At 70.5% G+C, this 15,600-nt stretch carries 14 protein-coding genes and 1 pseudogene; 7 read left to right on the forward strand and 8 right to left on the reverse strand.

The features are described 5' to 3' along the window. Window positions 1-100 precede the first annotated feature (100 nt). The 4 genes from ACFWPS_RS24505 to ACFWPS_RS24520 all read right to left on the reverse strand — a co-directional run bounded on the left by ACFWPS_RS24505 (window position 101) and on the right by ACFWPS_RS24520 (window position 5,503). On the reverse strand, window positions 101-907 hold the full coding sequence (locus ACFWPS_RS24505) for an endonuclease I family protein (protein ID WP_383708289.1): 807 nt from the start codon (window positions 905-907) through the stop codon (window positions 101-103). 134 nt (window positions 908-1,041) lie between these two features. Then, window positions 1,042-3,357, reverse strand: coding sequence for an ArnT family glycosyltransferase (locus ACFWPS_RS24510; RefSeq protein WP_383708290.1), 2,316 nt, complete (start codon window positions 3,355-3,357; stop codon window positions 1,042-1,044). A gap of 114 nt (window positions 3,358-3,471) precedes the next feature. Beyond that, a complete protein-coding gene (locus ACFWPS_RS24515; RefSeq protein ID WP_383708291.1) occupies window positions 3,472-4,527 on the reverse strand; it encodes an esterase-like activity of phytase family protein in 1,056 nt (351 codons plus the stop codon). 130 nt (window positions 4,528-4,657) lie between these two features. Continuing rightward, window positions 4,658-5,503, reverse strand: a complete 846-nt coding sequence (locus ACFWPS_RS24520) for a serine hydrolase (protein WP_383708292.1) — start codon at window positions 5,501-5,503, stop codon at window positions 4,658-4,660. A 104-nt stretch (window positions 5,504-5,607) separates the two neighbouring features. Here ACFWPS_RS24520 and ACFWPS_RS24525 point away from each other — a divergent pair, with 104 nt between their 5' ends. Then, window positions 5,608-6,105, forward strand: a complete 498-nt coding sequence (locus ACFWPS_RS24525; protein WP_383708293.1) for a hypothetical protein — start codon at window positions 5,608-5,610, stop codon at window positions 6,103-6,105. Between the two features lie 395 nt (window positions 6,106-6,500). Here ACFWPS_RS24525 and ACFWPS_RS24530 read toward each other — a convergent pair whose 3' ends face one another. From ACFWPS_RS24530 to ACFWPS_RS24540, 3 genes are read right to left on the reverse strand one after another with little or no spacing between them, the layout of a single operon-like run. Next, window positions 6,501-7,082 (reverse strand): S1 RNA-binding domain-containing protein, encoded by a 582-nt coding sequence (locus ACFWPS_RS24530; RefSeq protein WP_383708294.1) that lies wholly within the window; start codon window positions 7,080-7,082, stop codon window positions 6,501-6,503. A gap of 31 nt (window positions 7,083-7,113) precedes the next feature. Further along, on the reverse strand, window positions 7,114-7,374 hold the full coding sequence (locus ACFWPS_RS24535) for a hypothetical protein (RefSeq protein WP_383708295.1): 261 nt from the start codon (window positions 7,372-7,374) through the stop codon (window positions 7,114-7,116). Further along, a complete protein-coding gene (locus tag ACFWPS_RS24540) occupies window positions 7,371-7,541 on the reverse strand; it encodes a hypothetical protein (protein WP_383708296.1) in 171 nt (56 codons plus the stop codon). Before ACFWPS_RS24540 ends, ACFWPS_RS24535 begins: the two co-directional genes overlap by 4 nt. Before the next feature lie 106 nt (window positions 7,542-7,647). On the opposite strand from ACFWPS_RS24540, the gene ACFWPS_RS24545 reads away from it, so the two are divergent. The 3 genes from ACFWPS_RS24545 to ACFWPS_RS24555 all read left to right on the forward strand — a co-directional run bounded on the left by ACFWPS_RS24545 (window position 7,648) and on the right by ACFWPS_RS24555 (window position 9,357). Next, window positions 7,648-8,442, forward strand: a complete 795-nt coding sequence (locus ACFWPS_RS24545) for a Scr1 family TA system antitoxin-like transcriptional regulator (protein WP_383708297.1) — start codon at window positions 7,648-7,650, stop codon at window positions 8,440-8,442. Beyond that, on the forward strand, window positions 8,435-8,647 hold the full coding sequence (locus tag ACFWPS_RS24550) for a DUF397 domain-containing protein (RefSeq protein WP_383708298.1): 213 nt from the start codon (window positions 8,435-8,437) through the stop codon (window positions 8,645-8,647). The genes ACFWPS_RS24545 and ACFWPS_RS24550 overlap by 8 nt, the downstream gene beginning before the upstream one ends. Window positions 8,648-8,778: 131 nt before the next feature. Next, window positions 8,779-9,357, forward strand: coding sequence for a TIGR03086 family metal-binding protein (locus ACFWPS_RS24555; RefSeq protein WP_383708299.1), 579 nt, complete (start codon window positions 8,779-8,781; stop codon window positions 9,355-9,357). Between the two features lie 161 nt (window positions 9,358-9,518). Here the strand turns inward: ACFWPS_RS24555 and ACFWPS_RS24560 are convergent, their stop codons facing one another. Further along, window positions 9,519-10,592: a helix-turn-helix transcriptional regulator gene (locus ACFWPS_RS24560; protein ID WP_383708300.1), complete on the reverse strand. Its 1,074-nt coding sequence runs from the start codon at window positions 10,590-10,592 to the stop codon at window positions 9,519-9,521. Window positions 10,593-10,705: 113 nt separating this feature from the next. Here ACFWPS_RS24560 and ACFWPS_RS24565 point away from each other — a divergent pair, with 113 nt between their 5' ends. From ACFWPS_RS24565 to ACFWPS_RS24575, 3 genes and pseudogenes are all read left to right on the forward strand, one after another. Further along, window positions 10,706-11,116: a VOC family protein gene (locus tag ACFWPS_RS24565; RefSeq protein WP_383708301.1), complete on the forward strand. Its 411-nt coding sequence runs from the start codon at window positions 10,706-10,708 to the stop codon at window positions 11,114-11,116. 113 nt (window positions 11,117-11,229) lie between these two features. Next, window positions 11,230-14,970 (forward strand): ABC transporter ATP-binding protein, encoded by a 3,741-nt coding sequence (locus ACFWPS_RS24570; RefSeq protein ID WP_383708302.1) that lies wholly within the window; start codon window positions 11,230-11,232, stop codon window positions 14,968-14,970. Between the two features lie 305 nt (window positions 14,971-15,275). After that, window positions 15,276-15,509: pseudogene (locus ACFWPS_RS24575) on the forward strand (helix-turn-helix domain-containing protein); the annotation flags it as partial. Between the last annotated feature and the right edge of the window lie 91 nt (window positions 15,510-15,600).

Consider the following 15,600-nt stretch of genomic DNA (forward strand, 5'->3'; position numbering starts at 1 on the left):
GAACTGCCGGGGCGCCCCCATGCTGCTGGGCGGTCACGCGGACACGCCCGAGCCCAAGATCGACTTCACCTGTGTGAGGTAAGTAGTACGACCGGCTTCCCTACCAGATCGCGTCCACCCACTCCGGGTGGTCGATGAACGGGTTCCGGTTGTGCTGGTAGGTGTCGTAGATGACCTGGTTGCGGTTCTCCTCGAAGGAGTCCGGCGGGTCCTCGTCGTTCCACTGCTTGAGGACGGACAGCTTGCCGATGTACGGGTTGGAGCCGTTGCCGACCTTGTCGTCGGGCTCCAGGTTCGCGAACCCGTCGTCGCCCTCGTAGCGGACGGCCATGTAGAGGATCATGCGGGCCACGTCGCCCTTGACCGCGTCGCGGGGCTCGAAGGAGTCCGAGTCGACCTTGCTGCCGCCGCTGTTGGTGAAGGTGGAGCCGCCCTCGTCGAAGTCGAGGTTGCCGCGCTTGCCGTTGACCGCCACGTCCTCGGGACGGATGTGGTGCAGGTCCGTGCCCGGCCCTGTGGACGTGGTGAGGTCGCCGTGCGAGATCGCCCACACGTGCTCACGGTTCCAGTCGCCGCTGTCACCGCCGTTGAGGGTCTTGCTGCGGGAGATGCCCGAGTACAGCAGGATCACGTTGCTGCTGTTGTTCGGGTCCTGGTCGGTCTTCTTCAGGGCGTCCCAGAGGGCCGAGTACGACAGCTTGGTGACGTTCGCGCTGATGATCGTGTGCAGGGACGACTTGAGGCTCGTGCCTGTCTTGCCGATCGCGTTCTTGTAGTACGTCGAGTCGTACGCGGTCGTGGTGGCGGCGGCCGGAGTCGCCGTCAGCGCGGGGGCGGTGAGGCCCACCAGGACGGCGGCGGTCGTCAGGGCCACCGACTTCCAGCGCCGGATGTGAGTCGCCAGCATAAAGAGTTTCCCATCTACGCGGGTTGACGAGGCGGCAAGAAGGAGGGTGACATGAACATGAGGACGCGCAGGTAAACGGGGCGTAAAAAGAGGCCCCCGACCGTGTGGTCGGGGGCCTCGGTGCTGCCGGTGCGTCAGCTGACGTCCGACGGGTCCAGCCGGTAGAGCGTGGAGGTGGTGCTCTGCGAGGAGGAGGACGACGAGGAAGAGGACGAGGAGCTGGAGCTGCTCGTCGTGCTCTTGCTGTACGCGCTCTCCTTCACCGCCGTGCCGTTCTTCTCCACCCAGGCGGTCACCTGGGAGCTGAGGGTGTTGTTGCCGCCCATGCCCATGCCGCCGCTGCCGACCTGGATGTAGTGCAGCTTGCCCGCCTTCACCAGTTCCTTCAGCTTGGCGACGGTCATCGCGTTGTCGGACCCGGTGAAGCCCCACATGGAGATGACGGGCTCGTTCGAGCTCAGCTCGATCTGCGACGCGGACTGCGAGTTGGAGACGGCCAGCAGCCAGGTGGCGCCGTCCATGTGCTTCTTGAGGTAGGTGATCAGGTCGCTGCTCACGCTGCCGCCCATGCCGCCACCGCCGAAGCCGCCGCCGCCGCCCGCACGGCCGGTACCGCTGCCGGTTCCGGTTCCGCTGCCAGTTCCGCCGGGAGCCGCGCCGCCGCTCGGCAGTTCACCGGTGCCGCCGCCGGGCGTCACCTGACCGTTGCCGCCGCCGGGAGCCTGGCCGTTCGCGCCGCCGGTCGGGGCCTCGCCGTTCATGCCGCCCGGGAAGCCGCCGCCCGTCTCGCCGCCGGCCTGGCTGTTCTGGCCGCCGCCCTGCTGGCCGCCGCCCTGCTGGCCGGCGCCCGGCAGTTCGCCGCCGCCCGGGAAGCCGCCCCGGCTGGCGCCGCCACCGCCGGGTCCGCCGCCGAAGCCGCTGCCGGTGGAGGGGCCGGCGGTCGGGTTGGTGCCGCCGCGCATGCCGCCTCCGCTGCTGCTGCCGAACGGCAGGGTCGCCGCGTACGCCGTCGGACCGGCGAGCGCCGCGACCACGGCCGCCGCCAGGGAAGCCGCCAGCAGCCGGGCCTTGTTGCCCGAACGGAAGAGGATCATGCCCACGATGCCGGCCACGGTCAGCACGCCGATCGCCGGCCACAGCCAGGTGTTCCAGCCGGAGGCACGGCGCAGCAGCACGATCGCCCAGATGCCGGTGATGCCGAAGGCGGCCGGGAGGACCCAGATCCACCGCTTGTCGGTGCGGAACGCCTCCAGCAGCATCGCGCCACCGCCGCCGCACAGCACCGCGATGCCCGGGGCGAGCGCGGTCGTGTAGTACGGGTGCATCGTGCCCTGCGCGGTCGCGAAGATCACGTAGTGCAGCAGGGTCCAGCCGCCCCAGAGGACCAGGGCCATCCGCTTGAGGTCGGTGCGCGGGGCGCGGCCGCACAGCACCAGGCCGCCGACCAGGGCGATCGCGGAGAAGGGGAGCAGCCAGGAGATCTGGCCGCCGAGGATGTCGTTGAACATCCGGCCGAGACCCGCGGAGCCGGAGAAGCCGCCGCCGCCTCCGCCGCCCCCACCGTTGCCCTCGCCGCCGAAGACGCGGCCGAGACCGTCGTAGCCCATGATCAGGTCCCAGGCGGAGCCGTCCGTGGAACCGCCGATGTACGGCCGGTCGGAGGCCGGGACCAGGGAGACGGCGATCGCCCACCAGAAGCTGGAGACGGCCAGGACGACCGCTGCAAGGGCCAGGTTGACGGCGCGCTTCGCCCAGGTGGCCTTCGACGCGTAGAGGTAGAGCGCGAAGACGGCGGGGAGCGCGATCCAGCCCGCGAGCAGCTTGGTGTTGAAGGCGAGACCGAAGCAGGCCGCCGAGCCGAGCAGCGGCAGCAGCTTCTCGTCACGGGTGGCGCGGAACGCCAGCGCCGCGCCCGACACCATCAGGAACACCAGGATCGTGTCGGGGTTGTTGTCGCGGTTGATGGCGACGGTGATCGGGGTCAGCGCCAGCACCAGCGCGGCGACGGTCGCCGCCCCGTGCCCCCACACCCGCTTCACGGTGGAGTGCAGGATCCAGATCGTGGCGAGCGCGACCACGACCTCGGGCGCCATCATCTGCCAGGTGCCGAAGCCGAAGACGCGGCAGGACAGGCCCATGATCATGAGCGCGAACGGCGGTTTGTCCACGGTCAGGAAGTTGCCGGGGTCCAGCGAACCGAAGAACCAGGCCTTCCAGCTCTTCGTGCCGGCCCAGATCGCGCCGCTGTAGAAGGTGTTCATGTCGGAACCGGAGAGGTTCCAGGAGTAGAGCACCGCCGCCAGGACCAGGATCGCGATCAGCGCGGGGAGCGACCAGCGCGGTGCCTTGTCCGGCAGGGGAGCCGCGGGGGCGGGCGTGGGGGACGCCGTGGGCGGGCCCCAGTCGGGGGACACGGGCGTGTGGGGGACGGGATCGGTGGCAGATGTCACCATCCCACCATGCAGACGGCTGATGGGCGCGGACTGTGCCGATCCTGGGTGCAGGCTGTGGGTGGATGAGATGTCGGTAAGAGGGCGGCCGGTGCGGCCGCCCTCCACGAGGGGTCAGTGCACCCGGACCGACAGCCGGTAGAACCGCGTCGTCTGTACGGCGTTCTGGTTGTCGTCGCTGACCAGGAGGACCTTGTACGCGCCCTTCGCGTGGCCGGTGACGACCATGCCCTCGATGTTGTCGAGGAGCGGGTTGGGCTGCGGCTGCTTGGCCGTGGCACCGAGCGACGGGCAGCTCGCTATGTCCGTGAGCAGGGTCTTCCTGACCAGCCGTACGCCGGCCTGCCCGGTGAGGTTCTCGATGCCGCTGGTGTCCGTGGCGTGGTGCGGGTCGGCCAGGTAGAGGCGGACGGTGTTGCCGACGCCGGAGGTGAAGCCGCGCTCCAGGACGAGGAGACGGCCGTCGGGCAGCGCCTGCACCTCGGGGACGCCGAGGGTCGGGCCGTCGGTGCGGTAGGCGTACTGGGCCGACAGCTCGAAGTGGTTGTCCTTCGTCCGCGTCCAGGTCTGGAAGCGCACGATCCCGGCGGTGTCCCCGGAGATGGCGTACTCCATCGACGCCAGCAGGGTGCGGCCGTCGTTCAGGAGGGTCAGGCCCTCGAAGGTCTGGTTGGAGGTGGCCCGCCCGGCCGGGGACACGAGCAGCGACGACGGCACGGGGAGGCGGTCCAGGATCTTGCCGTCCACCGAGTAGCGGCGGATGGACGGCTCGGTCTCGGAGGTGATCAGGCGGGTGCCGTCCCGGTCCACGACCAGGCCCTCGGAGTCGAGCGCGGCGCCGTTCTCGTCGGCGAGCCCGACGACCGACTTCGGCGCGAGTGTCTTCGCGTCCAGGTCGAAGAGGTAGGACCGGTCGGCGAGGGCGGCCAGGGATCCGTCCTTGTCCACGGCGAGCGCGGAGAGGTTGCCGACGAAGTATCCGCCGAAGGTCGTCTTGTCGAGGGCGTCGGAGAAGCCGTCGAGGGAGACCGAGGACGAACACGCGTGGGCGGCGGCGGTGTCGGCCGCGCCGGTGTCGGGTGCGACGGCGTTGGCGGACCCGGCGGCGGACAGACAGGTGGCCGCCGCCAGGCCGGCGGTGACGGTGGCGAGTACGGTTCTCAGGCGCATGGCGGTCACCGTAGGGGGGATCGGTGACGGGGTGGAGACCGCCCCGTGAAGGAAAGGATCGGTTTCCGGCCGCCGCGGGCGCTGCGACAGGTCCGGAGAACGAGAGCCGCCGTCCCCTCCGCCCTCCGCCTCAGGAGGCCGCGAGGTCCTTGTGGACGACCTTCGCGACGGCCTGGATGGTGTTGATGCCGTAGCTCATGGTGCTGTTGTCCTGCGTCAGCACGGTCATCTGGTAGTCGTGGCCGCCGCCGGTGAACGTGCCGAGGCTGTGCACCCGCCAGCCGTGCGTGGCGCGCTGCAGCCAGCCGTTCTTGACGTGCACGGAGACGCCGGACGGGGCGCCGTACGGAGTGCCCCACCGCTGGGACGAGATGACCTGCCCCATCAGCTTCAGGATGTAGGCCCGCGAACTGTCACTCAGCACGGTGTTCTTCGCGGTGACCAGCGCGAGCAGCCGCTGCTCGTCGTGCACGTCGATCTGGGTCAGGCCCCAGTAGCCGTTGGCGCCCGGGGTGGTCTGCGTCATCCCGGCGGCGCTCAGGAAGCCCTTGATCTTCGTCAGGCCGAGCTGCTTCCACAGCTTGGTGGTCGCGTCGTTGTCCGACTGCGTGATCATGGCCTTGGCGAGCGACTGCTCGGTGGCCGTCAGATACCGGTTGTGCTTCTTCGCGTCCCACAGCAGCGTGGCGAGGACGGTCACCTTGACCGTGCTGGCCGAGTCGTAGTGGGTGGTGGAGCGAAGGGTGCAGGTCGTCTTCGTCGAACGGTCGTACAGCCCGACGGCGATCGTCCCCTTGCGGTTCGCGATGGCCGCCGTGATATCCGTCTTCAGCTTCGTGGCGAGGGCCGCCTTGGCCGACGTGCAGCTGACGGTGGGCGTGGCGGCCGAGGCGGGCGCGGCGACGGTCACGCCGGCTATGAGAAACCCGGTGCCGAGCGCGGTCGCGACCAGCCCGCTCCTTCGTCTGTGAGTCATACCCCCGTTGACACACGGATTCGCGCGAATGGTTGTACGAACGGTCAGGGCTTTAAGGAAACGTCACCTGCGCCGACCATCGACGCCGGGTGATGATGGCGCTCATGGGAAAGCTGAGAGTGCTGACAGCGGCGGTGTCCGCGGGCACGGTTGTGCTGCTCGCCGTCGGGTGCAGCAGCGGAGGCCCCGGCCATGCCGCACCCGCCCGCGGGGCCTCGTCGCCGCCCGCTTCCGCGACGACGCGGCCGGCCTCCGTCGCCGGGACGTCGGCCTCCGTCACCAAGGCTCCGGCGTACCCCGACGGGGAGGTCGTCGCCCAGGCGGCGAACGCCACCGGGAGCCGGGAGATGGACATCAAGGGTGGCGTCGGGAACAGCCCCCTTGACGTCCTGGTGAACTGCGAGGGCAAGGGCGAGCTGACAGTCGCCGTCGAACCGCTCGGCGTGAGCTTCCCGTTCGCCTGCACCGCCGGTCAGGTCGACGGCATCGCGAACGGGTTCGACTTGAAGCGCCCCCACACACCGGGCACGGTACGGGTGACCGCGTCGGCGGGCGTCCGGTGGGCGATCACGGTCGGACGCCAGGACGCGTCGCGCAGTTGATGGGGTCCATTCAGTGAGGGCCGCATTGTGCAGCCGGGCGTGCGGGGTCCGAGCCGATCGCGCATCGTGATGCCGGGAGGTACTCGATGCGACGGTTCCGACCGGGTGAGACCGCTGTTCGGCGGGACGTGTTCCGCCACAAGGTGTGGAGTGCTCAGGCGTTCCACGTCGTCGAGGACGGGCCCGAGGCGCTCGTCGTGGGATGCCGGCCCGGTGCGGAAGTCCTGGCGGGCAGTCGAGGGAGCTCGCGAGCAGGCGGTGGCCATGATCGAGGAACGTCACGGACCGTTCGCAGCCGACGCGACCTGGCGGGACTGGCACACCGAGCCTGGCCGGCCGACTCCGGCCCTGCCCCAGGACGTCCTGACCTTCGGTCTCGAATGATCGGCCGACGCTCAGATCTCCCCGCCCGCACGCCCGCACCGCACCTCCGGCGCGGAGAGGAGCACCCTGCGCCGCGACCGATCGATCTCCGCAACGACGACGGACACCTCCTCACCGGTCCGGAACGCCTCCGGCGAACCGGCCGCGGGTCTGCCGTGGACCTCTCTGAAGGGCACCAGCCCGACGATCCCGTCCCCGACGGTGACGAAGGCGCCGAAAGGGAGCACCTTTTCGACGGTTCCGTGCAGGATCCGGCCGACTTCCGTGCGGTCGGCGAAGACCTGGAAGGGATCGGGCTGCAGTGCGCACAAGGACAGTCGGGCCTCGGCGTTGTGGGTGTCGAACTGAAGGAACTCGCACGAGACGCGTTGTCCGACCTCGACGACATCGGTGGCGGCCTCGATGTGCCGCCAGGACAGTTCGGGGATCGTGATGAACCCGACGCCGGGAAACACGGGATGGGCGGGCCCGTCGTCCAGGGCCACGAAGACCCCGAACCGCTCGATCGCCGCGACGGTTCCGGACAGGAGCTCACCGGGGTGCAGCGACTCCAGGAACGCCCAGAGCTCCGGGCTCTCGAACTGCCAGTCCATGGGCGCCACCCTGACACACACCGCCGCCGGGCTACAGCCGTCGGCTCTCGGCGATCCGCAGCACGTCGGTCAGCGCCTCCCGCATCCGGGCCACCAGGAACCGGAGTTCGGCCTTCGTGGCCTGCCGCTCTTCGAGCAGGGCGGCCGAGTGGTCGAGGAGCCCGGCGGCCATCTCCAACTGCACGGACTCGACGGCGTCGGCGGCCCGGGAGAGACAGCCGTCTCCGTCGGTGACCAGGAAGCAGGGCTTGCCCTCGGGACCCGCCCAGGGGAGCAGACGCGGAACGCTCACCGGGTGACCCTCGCGTCCTTCGCGAGCATGCCGCACGAACCCATGCCGATCCCGTACACGCCGATCGGGTCGACCGGGGGCCGGTGCCCGGTGTGGTGGACGGTCGGGCCGTGCACCCGCGGGCGCCGGAACAGTGAGCGGAGGAAGCGGGTGATGCGGTCGGCCATGGCGGCAACTCCGTTCTGTAGTGATCTGCTCACAGAGTGGGGCGGATGCGGCTAGCCTGACCAGGGGGTGGAGTGTGACCAGGCATTTGTCACAAGGGAGTTGGCCATGGCGAACACTTACGGTGACTGGCTCAGGCAGCAGCGGGAGACGGCCGGGCTGACACAGCAGGAGCTGGCCGACATCGCGGTGATGACGCGTTCGCACATCGCTCACATCGAGGCCGGGCGGCGGATCCCGTCGAAGGAGGACGCACGACGGCTGGACAAGGCTCTGAACACGGGGGATGTGCTGAGCAGTTTCCTGCCGGAGCAGGACGTGACGATCGCCGATTACTTCGAGGCGGTGCGTGAACTCGAACAACAGGCGGTCATGATCCGGGAGTTCGCTCTGGCGTACTTCCCGGGCATCCTTCAGACGAAAAGGTACGCGCGTGCGGTTCTGGGTGCGGCGTTCCCTCCGGTGAGTGACGAGGAGTGTGACAGGCGCCTTGTCACACGCTTGGAGCGCGCGAAGATCCTTGAGGATCCGGCGACTCCCGTAGTGTGGGCGGTGCTGGATGAGACGGTTCTACGGCGTCCCGTCGCCGACGGGGACATCATGGCGGAGGCGATCATGCACATCGTCGCTCTCGCGGAGACCGGACGCATCCGCGCACACGTGTTGCCGTTCGGCGCCGGTCACCATCCACTGATGCAGAACATGCTCACGCTGATGTGGTTCGAAGATCAGCCGCCGGTGGCATACAGCGAGGGAGATCGGATGGGAAGGTTGCACGACTCTCCGTCCACGGTCCGTGAATTGCAGACTCGCTTCGATCTCGCGCTGAGCGACGCACTGCCGCTCAAGGAGTCGCTCGCCCTCCTCAGGTCCACTGCGAAGGACTACGAACACCGTGACTGACCGAACGATCTCGAACGCCGCCATACTCACCGGCTGGCGCAAGTCGTCGTACAGCAACGCCGATGCCGGCAGCTGCCTCGAAGTCCTCGACGCCCACCCCTCCGGCATCCCCGTCCGGGACTCCAAGACCCCCCACGGCCCCGCCGTGATCTTCGCGCCCGCCGCATGGCTCCCGTTCGTCGCGGCGGTCAAGGCCACCCCCTAGAGGTCGAGGACTACCTCGGTGGCCGGTGTTGTGCAGCACCCTGATCGAAGCCGTCGCCGCCGTGCTCGACAGGCTGAGGCGGCTGCGAAAACGAGTGGCCCGAGAGAGGGGGCAGGGCTAACGTCGCGGCCGTGGATATCAGGGAACTGGACCGCCGTGCCCTCGCCACCCTGGGAGCGGTGATCGCGCAGGTCGGCTCGGACCAGCTTCGTCTTCCGACGCCGTGTGCCGACTGGACACTGCACGGCCTGCTCCGCCACCAGGTGAGCGAGAACCTCGGCTTCGCAGCCGCCGCAGCAGGCGTCACCGGTGACCTCCGGGCCTGGGACCAGGGCGACCTGGGTGAGGATCCTTACCAGGCGTACCTCGACTCGGCCGACGCCATGACGAGGGCGTTCTCCGAGGATGTCCTGGACCGTTCGCTCCAGATCAGGGAGTTCGGGTTCTTTCCCGGCCGAGGCGCGCTCGGTATGCATGTGCTCGACTGCGTGGTCCACGGTTGGGATGTCGCTCAGACCATCGGCGTTGCCTACGCCCCGGACGCCGACCTCGTCCGCCACTCACTCAAGGTCGCGGCGCTGATCCCGACCGGAGCACCGTCCGACGACCGGCCAAGGACTTCGTTCGCCCCGGCGGTCGAGATCTCCGGGGGCTCTCCCTCCCTGGAACGGCTGCTCGGACTCGTCGGCCGTCGTCCAGCGGCAAGCTGAGCGACGGCTCGCCAACCGGTCGTGCACTGACTCCTGCACGGCCCCCGTCGGGGCCGAAACCAGCCCCGATGGCCATGGACAGGATGTTCCCCAAGTCAGCTCCGCTTCCCTCGGCACACAGCTGACAGCGCGCTACCGAAGCCATCGAGGGCGCCTCGCTGTCAGACCCGGCGGGCGCCGGCCGCGAGGCGGTCGGCGAACGCGGCGACGAGGGCGCGCAGTTCGGCGGGGCGCTCGATGACGAACGGCCGGTCGAGCGCGGCGAGCAGCGGAGGCAGCCAGTCGAGCCGCTCCGCCCGCAGCCCGACGCGCAGCCAGCGCTCGGCCGCCACGCCCTGGTCCGCCGCGGCCCCGTCCTGGTCCGCCGCGGCCACGCCCTGGTCCGCCGCGGCCCCGTCCTGGTCCGCCGTGGGATCGCCCCGGTCCGCCGCGGGCTCGTGCTCCTCCACGGTCGCGACGCCGGCGGGAAGGTGGGCGCGGATCTGCTCGACCGTCCCGTGGATCCGCAGGGCCACCTCGTGCCGGTACTCGGCCGCCGCGAACCCCGACAGCACGCGCTCGGCCGGACCGGGACCCGCGGGCGCCTCGAAGGAGCCGGGCAGGGTCCGCGCGTCCGCGATGCGGTCGAGCCGGAAGGTCCGGTCCTCGCCGATCCGGGCGTCCGTGCCGGTGACGTACCAGCGGCCCGAGTGGGCGACGATCCCGTACGCGTGCAGGGTGCGGTCGGTGCGCCGTCCGTCGCGGTCGGTGTAGCGGATCGAGACCGGCCGGCGGTGGCGTACGGCATCGGCGACGGTGAGCAGGACGCCCGCGTCCGGGGTGTCGAACCCGCCGGGCCGGTCCGTGAAGGCGAGGGCCTCCAGGAGCGTGTCGAGGCGACGGGCCAGGTGCTTGGGCAGCACCCGCCGGATCTTCGCCGACGCCGTCTCGCTCGCCGTCCGCTCCGCCGTCGTCAGCCCGGTCCGGCGGCCGGCGACCAGGCCGAGCAGCACGGCCAGCGCCTCGTCGTCGCTGAGCATGAGCGGCGGCAGCCGGTACCCGGGGGCGAGCCGGTAGCCGCCGTAGCGGCCGCGCACCGACTCCACGGGCACGTCCAGGTCGATCAGCTGGTCCACGTACCGCCGCACGGTGCGCCCTTCGACGCCGAGCCGGTCGGCGAGTTCGGCCATGGTCCGGGTGCCGCCCGACTGGAGCAGCTCCAGGAGGGTCAGCACGCGGCCGGTGGGTCGGGGCATGCGCACAAACCTAACGTCGAAAACCGTGAATACCGGACTGGTTCTGTCCACTATTCCTCCTAGCCTGCGCAGTGCACACCTCAGGCACGGCCATGCACGGCAAGGGAGATCCCATGGACTTCGTCTCGATCCGCATCATCACCGGCGACGTGGCGCGCCTCGTCGAGTTCTACGAGCGGGCCACGGGGGTGCGGGCGACGTGGGCCACCGAGGACTTCGCCGAACTCAGGACCGCGGGCGCGACCCTCGCGATCGCCGGCACCCGCACCGTCCCGCTGTTCGCCCCGGGCTCCGCCCGCCCGGCGGACAATCGCAGCGTGATCACCGAGTTCCTCGTCGACGACGTGGACCGCGTGCACCGGAACCTGACCGGCTTCGTGACCGACTTCGTCACCGAGCCCACCACGATGCCCTGGGGCAACCGCTCCCTGCTGTTCCGCGACCCCGACGGCAACCTCGTCAACTTCTTCACGCCCGTCACTCCGGCGGCAGCGGCCAGGCAAGCCGGGGCGGCACGTGGCTGACCCGCGGTGAACGCCCCCTGGGCCCCCGCCCCGGAATTGTTGCGGAGGGATGAAATCCGCTTCGTTTCGTGTTGTGGTCATGCGGAAGTACATGGCGAACGAAGGGCACCCGCGTGGCAGCGCAACAGGGGGAGCGGCAGCAGGGCGGCTGGGCGCGCAGGCTGGCGGGGTACGCCTGGCGGCATCCCGGGGACGTCCTGCTCGCGCTCGGGTCCTCGCTGGCCGGTATGGCGGTGCTGGCCGTCGTACCCCTGATCACCAAGGTGATCATCGATGACGTGATCGGTGATCACAGCCGGTCCATGGGGCCCTGGGCCGCGGCCCTGGTCGGCGCCGCCGTCCTCGTCTACGCGGGCGCCTTCGTCCGCCGCTACTACGGCGGCCGCCTCGCCCTCTACGTCCAGCACGACCTGCGGACCGAGATGTACGAGACCATCACCCGGCTCGACGGGCGGCGGCAGGACGAGCTGTCCACGGGACAGGTGGTGGGCAGGGCCACCAGCGACCTCCAGCTGATCCAGGGCCTGCTCTTCATGCTGCCGATGACCATCGGCAACGTCCTCCTCTTCCTGGTCTCCCTCGCGATCATGGCCTGGCTGTCGCTGCCGCTCACCCTGGTCGCCCTCGCCGTCGCCCCGGCCCTGTACTGGGTCGCCAGGCGCAGCCGCAGCAAGCTCCACCCCGCCACCTGGTACGCCCAGGCACAGGCCGCCGCCGTGGCCGGTGTGGTCGACGGCGCGGTGAGCGGCGTACGCGTGGTGAAGGGGTTCGGGCAGGAGGAGCAGGAGACCGGCAAGCTCCGGGAGGTCGGGCGCCGGCTGTTCGCGGGGCGGCTGCGCACCATTCGGCTGAACAGCAGGTTCACCCCGGCCCTGCAGGCGGTCCCGGCCCTCGGCCAGGTCGCCATGCTGGCGGTCGGCGGCTGGCTGGCCGTCCGGGGCCACATCACCCTCGGCACCTTCGTCGCCTTCTCCTCCTACCTCGCCCAGCTGGTCGGCCCGGTCCGGATGCTCGCCGTGGTCCTCACCGTCGGCCAGCAGGCCCGCGCCGGCACCGAGCGCGTCCTGGAGCTGATCGACACCCGTCCGACCATGCAGGAGGGCACCAAGACCCTCCCCGCCGACGCACCCGCGACCGTCGAGTTCGACGACGTGTCGTTCGGGTACGACCACCAGCGCCCGGTCCTCCAAGGGCTCAGCTTCGAGATCCGGCCGGGCGAGACCCTCGCCGTAGTCGGCTCCTCCGGCTCCGGGAAGTCCACGGTCTCCCTCCTCCTGCCGCGCTTCTACGACGTCACCCACGGCGCCGTCCTGATCGGCGGCCACGACGTCCGCGAGCTGACCTTCGACTCGCTGAGGGCCGCGATCGGCCTGGTCCCGGAGGACTCGTTCCTCTTCTCCGACACGGTCCGCAACAACATCGCGTACGGCCGTCCCGACGCGACCGAGGACGAGATCCTCGCCGCCTCCCGCGCCGCCCAGGCCGACCGTTTCGTCGCCGAGCTGCCGCACGGCTACGACACCAAGGTCGGCGAGCAGGGCCTCACCCTCTCCGGCGGCCAGCGCCAGCGCATCGCCCTCGCCCGCGCCCTGCTCACCGACCCCCGCCTGCTCGTCCTCGACGACGCCACCTCGGCCGTCGACGCCCGCGTGGAGCACGAGATCCACGAGGCCCTCGCCCACGTGATGCGGGGCCGCACCACCCTGCTCATCGCGCACCGCCGCTCCACCCTCAACCTCGCCGACCGCATCGCCGTCCTCGACGGCGGCCGGCTCGCCGACATCGGCACCGACGAGGAGCTCCAGCGGCGGTCCGCCCTGTACCGCAGGCTCCTCACCGACCCCGACGAGCTGGGCGGGGTCTCCCCGGGACACGCGCCGCCCCTCGAACCGCGCGAGGACACGTCCGTGCGGGACGAGCTGGACGCCGAGTTCGACGCCGAGCGGGGCGTGACCCCGCGGCTGTGGACCGGGGACCGTACGCCCCGGGACCTCGCCCTCGCCGGCACCCCCGCCACCCCCGAGCTCCTCGCCCAGGTCGAGGCGCTGCCCCCGGCCACCGACACCCCCGACATCGACGAGGCCGGCGCCGTACGCCCCGAGGACTCCTACGGCCTGCGCCGCCTGCTGCGCGGCTTCGGTGCGCCCCTGCTCGTCAGCCTCGGCCTGGTCGCCGTGGACGCCGGCATGGGCCTGCTGCTCCCGGTCCTGATCCGGCACGGCATCGACCAGGGCGTCACCAGGATGGCGCTCGGCGCGGTCTGGGCGGCCTCGCTGCTCGGCCTGTTCGCGGTGCTCGCCCAGTGGGCGGCGCAGATCGGCGAGACCCGGATGACCGGCCGTACCGGCGAACGGGTCCTCTACTCCCTCCGCCTGAAGATCTTCGCCCAGCTCCAGCGGCTCGGACTCGACTACTACGAGCGGGAGCTGACCGGCCGGATCATGACGAGGATGACCACGGACGTGGACGCGCTGTCCACCTTCCTGCAGACGGGCCTGGTCACCGCCTTCGTCTCCGTCGTCACCTTCTTCGGCATCATGGTCGTCCTGCTGGTGATCGACGTACAGCTCGCACTCGTCGTCTTCACCACCCTGCCCCCGCTGATCGTCGCCACCTTCTTCTTCCGCCGGGCGAGCGTGAAGGCGTACGAACTCGCCCGTGAGCGGGTGTCGGTGGTCAACGCCGACCTCCAGGAGTCGGTGTCGGGCCTGCGGATCGTGCAGGCCTTCCGGCGCGAACAGGACAGCGGCCGGCGCTTCACCGAACGCAGCGAGAGCTACCGCCGCGCCCGTATCCGGGGCCAGTGGCTGATCTCGGTCTACTTCCCGTTCGTCCAGCTGCTGTCGTCGGTGGCCGCCGCGGGCGTGCTGATGGCGGGCGCCCACCGGGTGGAGGCGGCCACCCTCACCACCGGCGCGCTGGTCGCGTACCTGCTCTACATCGACCTGTTCTTCGCCCCCGTCCAGCAGCTCTCCCAGGTCTTCGACGGCTACCAGCAGGCGACCGTCTCCCTCGGCCGCATCCAGGAACTCCTGCGCGAGCCGACGTCGACGCAGGCGGCGGACAAGCCGCGCGAAGTTGGTTCCCTGCACGGCGACATCGCCTTCGAGGACGTGCGCTTCGCCTACGGCGCCGACGAAGAAGCCCTGGGCGGCATCGACCTGACCATCCCCGCCGGGCAGACCGTCGCCTTCGTCGGCGAGACCGGCGCCGGCAAGTCGACCCTGGTCAAACTGGTGGCGCGGTTCTACGACCCGACGGGCGGCCGGGTGACGGTCGACGGCACGGATCTGCGCGACCTGGACCTCACCTCGTACCGGCACCGGCTCGGGGTCGTCCCGCAGGAGGCGTACCTCTTCCCGGGGACCGTCCGGGACGCCATCGCCTACGGCCGCCCGGACGCGACCGACGCCGAGGTGGAGGCGGCGGCCCGCGCGGTCGGCGCCCACGAGATGATCGCCACCCTCGACGGCGGCTACCTCCACGAGGTGGCCGAGCGCGGCCGCAACCTCTCCGCGGGCCAGCGCCAGCTGATCGCCCTCGCCCGCGCCGAACTGGTCGACCCCGACGTGCTGCTCCTCGACGAGGCGACGGCGGCCCTGGACCTGGCGACGGAGGCCCAGGTCAACATGGCCACCGACCGCCTGACGGGCCGTCGTACCACCCTCGTCGTCGCCCACCGGCTGACCACCGCGGCCCGCGCCGACCGGGTGGTGGTCATGGACCACGGCCGGGTCGCCGAGGACGGCACCCACGACGAACTGCTGGCCCTCGACGGCCGGTACGCCGAACTGTGGCGCACCTTCATCGGCCAGCCCGAGGAACCGGAGGAGCCGGTGGGCGCGACCCGCTGACCTCTGGGGGCTGTCCGGCGGATCATGCCGCAGACGCGGGGTCTGGCACGCCCACCTGCGGCGTTGTCGTCACTCGCCGACGTCCCCCAGCCTTCGGCCGGGAGGTGCCCCCACCGCGTCGACTCCCTTTTCCGCCTTGCAGCTGCACCAGACCCCGCTTACCTCGGCTGACAGCTACCGCTGCTCTCCTGCGACTTGATCCGCCGGACAGCTCCTAGCTAGTGCTGTGACCGCGTAGGTTCGCCGGGTTGGTGGTCGTGGCGGTTGGATGTGCGGTGACGTCCGTTCCGATCGCTGGAGGCGCGGTGGCCGAGCCTGTCCGTGTGCGCAGACTTACCGACCAGGAGGGGCAGAAACTGCAGCAGATCGTTCGCTGGGGCAGCACGAGTTCGGTGCGCTACCGGCGCGCGATGATGCTGCTGGCCTCGGCCGGCGGGAACCGGGTGCCGGTGATCGCCCAACTGGTGCAGGCCGACGAGGACACCGTCCGGGACGTGATCCACCGCTTCAACGAGATCGGCCTGGCCTGCCTGGACCCTAATTCCTTGTGAACAGCTCCAGTAGCGGGAACCACACTCTCGCCGGGCTGTTCGAGCGCGGGGCTACGACGCCTTTCTGGACCCGGGCCGT

It is taken from the genome of Streptomyces sp. NPDC058457 (assembly GCF_042720695.1).
Taxonomy (GTDB): domain Bacteria; phylum Actinomycetota; class Actinomycetes; order Streptomycetales; family Streptomycetaceae; genus Streptomyces.

Excerpts from the sequence above, each read along its gene's own strand:
- ACFWPS_RS24505 (WP_383708289.1), bottom strand. The coding sequence starts at position 907 with ATGCTGGCGACTCACATCCGGCGCTGGAAGTCGGTGGCCCTGACGACC.
- ACFWPS_RS24515 (WP_383708291.1), bottom strand. The coding sequence starts at position 4,527 with ATGCGCCTGAGAACCGTACTCGCCACCGTCACCGCCGGCCTGGCGGCG.
- ACFWPS_RS24520 (WP_383708292.1), bottom strand. The coding sequence starts at position 5,503 with ATGACTCACAGACGAAGGAGCGGGCTGGTCGCGACCGCGCTCGGCACC.
- ACFWPS_RS24525 (WP_383708293.1), top strand. The coding sequence starts at position 5,608 with ATGGGAAAGCTGAGAGTGCTGACAGCGGCGGTGTCCGCGGGCACGGTT.
- ACFWPS_RS24530 (WP_383708294.1), bottom strand. The coding sequence starts at position 7,082 with ATGGACTGGCAGTTCGAGAGCCCGGAGCTCTGGGCGTTCCTGGAGTCG.
- ACFWPS_RS24540 (WP_383708296.1), bottom strand. The coding sequence starts at position 7,541 with ATGGCCGACCGCATCACCCGCTTCCTCCGCTCACTGTTCCGGCGCCCG.
- ACFWPS_RS24545 (WP_383708297.1), top strand. The coding sequence starts at position 7,648 with ATGGCGAACACTTACGGTGACTGGCTCAGGCAGCAGCGGGAGACGGCC.
- ACFWPS_RS24560 (WP_383708300.1), bottom strand. The coding sequence starts at position 10,592 with ATGCCCCGACCCACCGGCCGCGTGCTGACCCTCCTGGAGCTGCTCCAG.
- ACFWPS_RS24565 (WP_383708301.1), top strand. The coding sequence starts at position 10,706 with ATGGACTTCGTCTCGATCCGCATCATCACCGGCGACGTGGCGCGCCTC.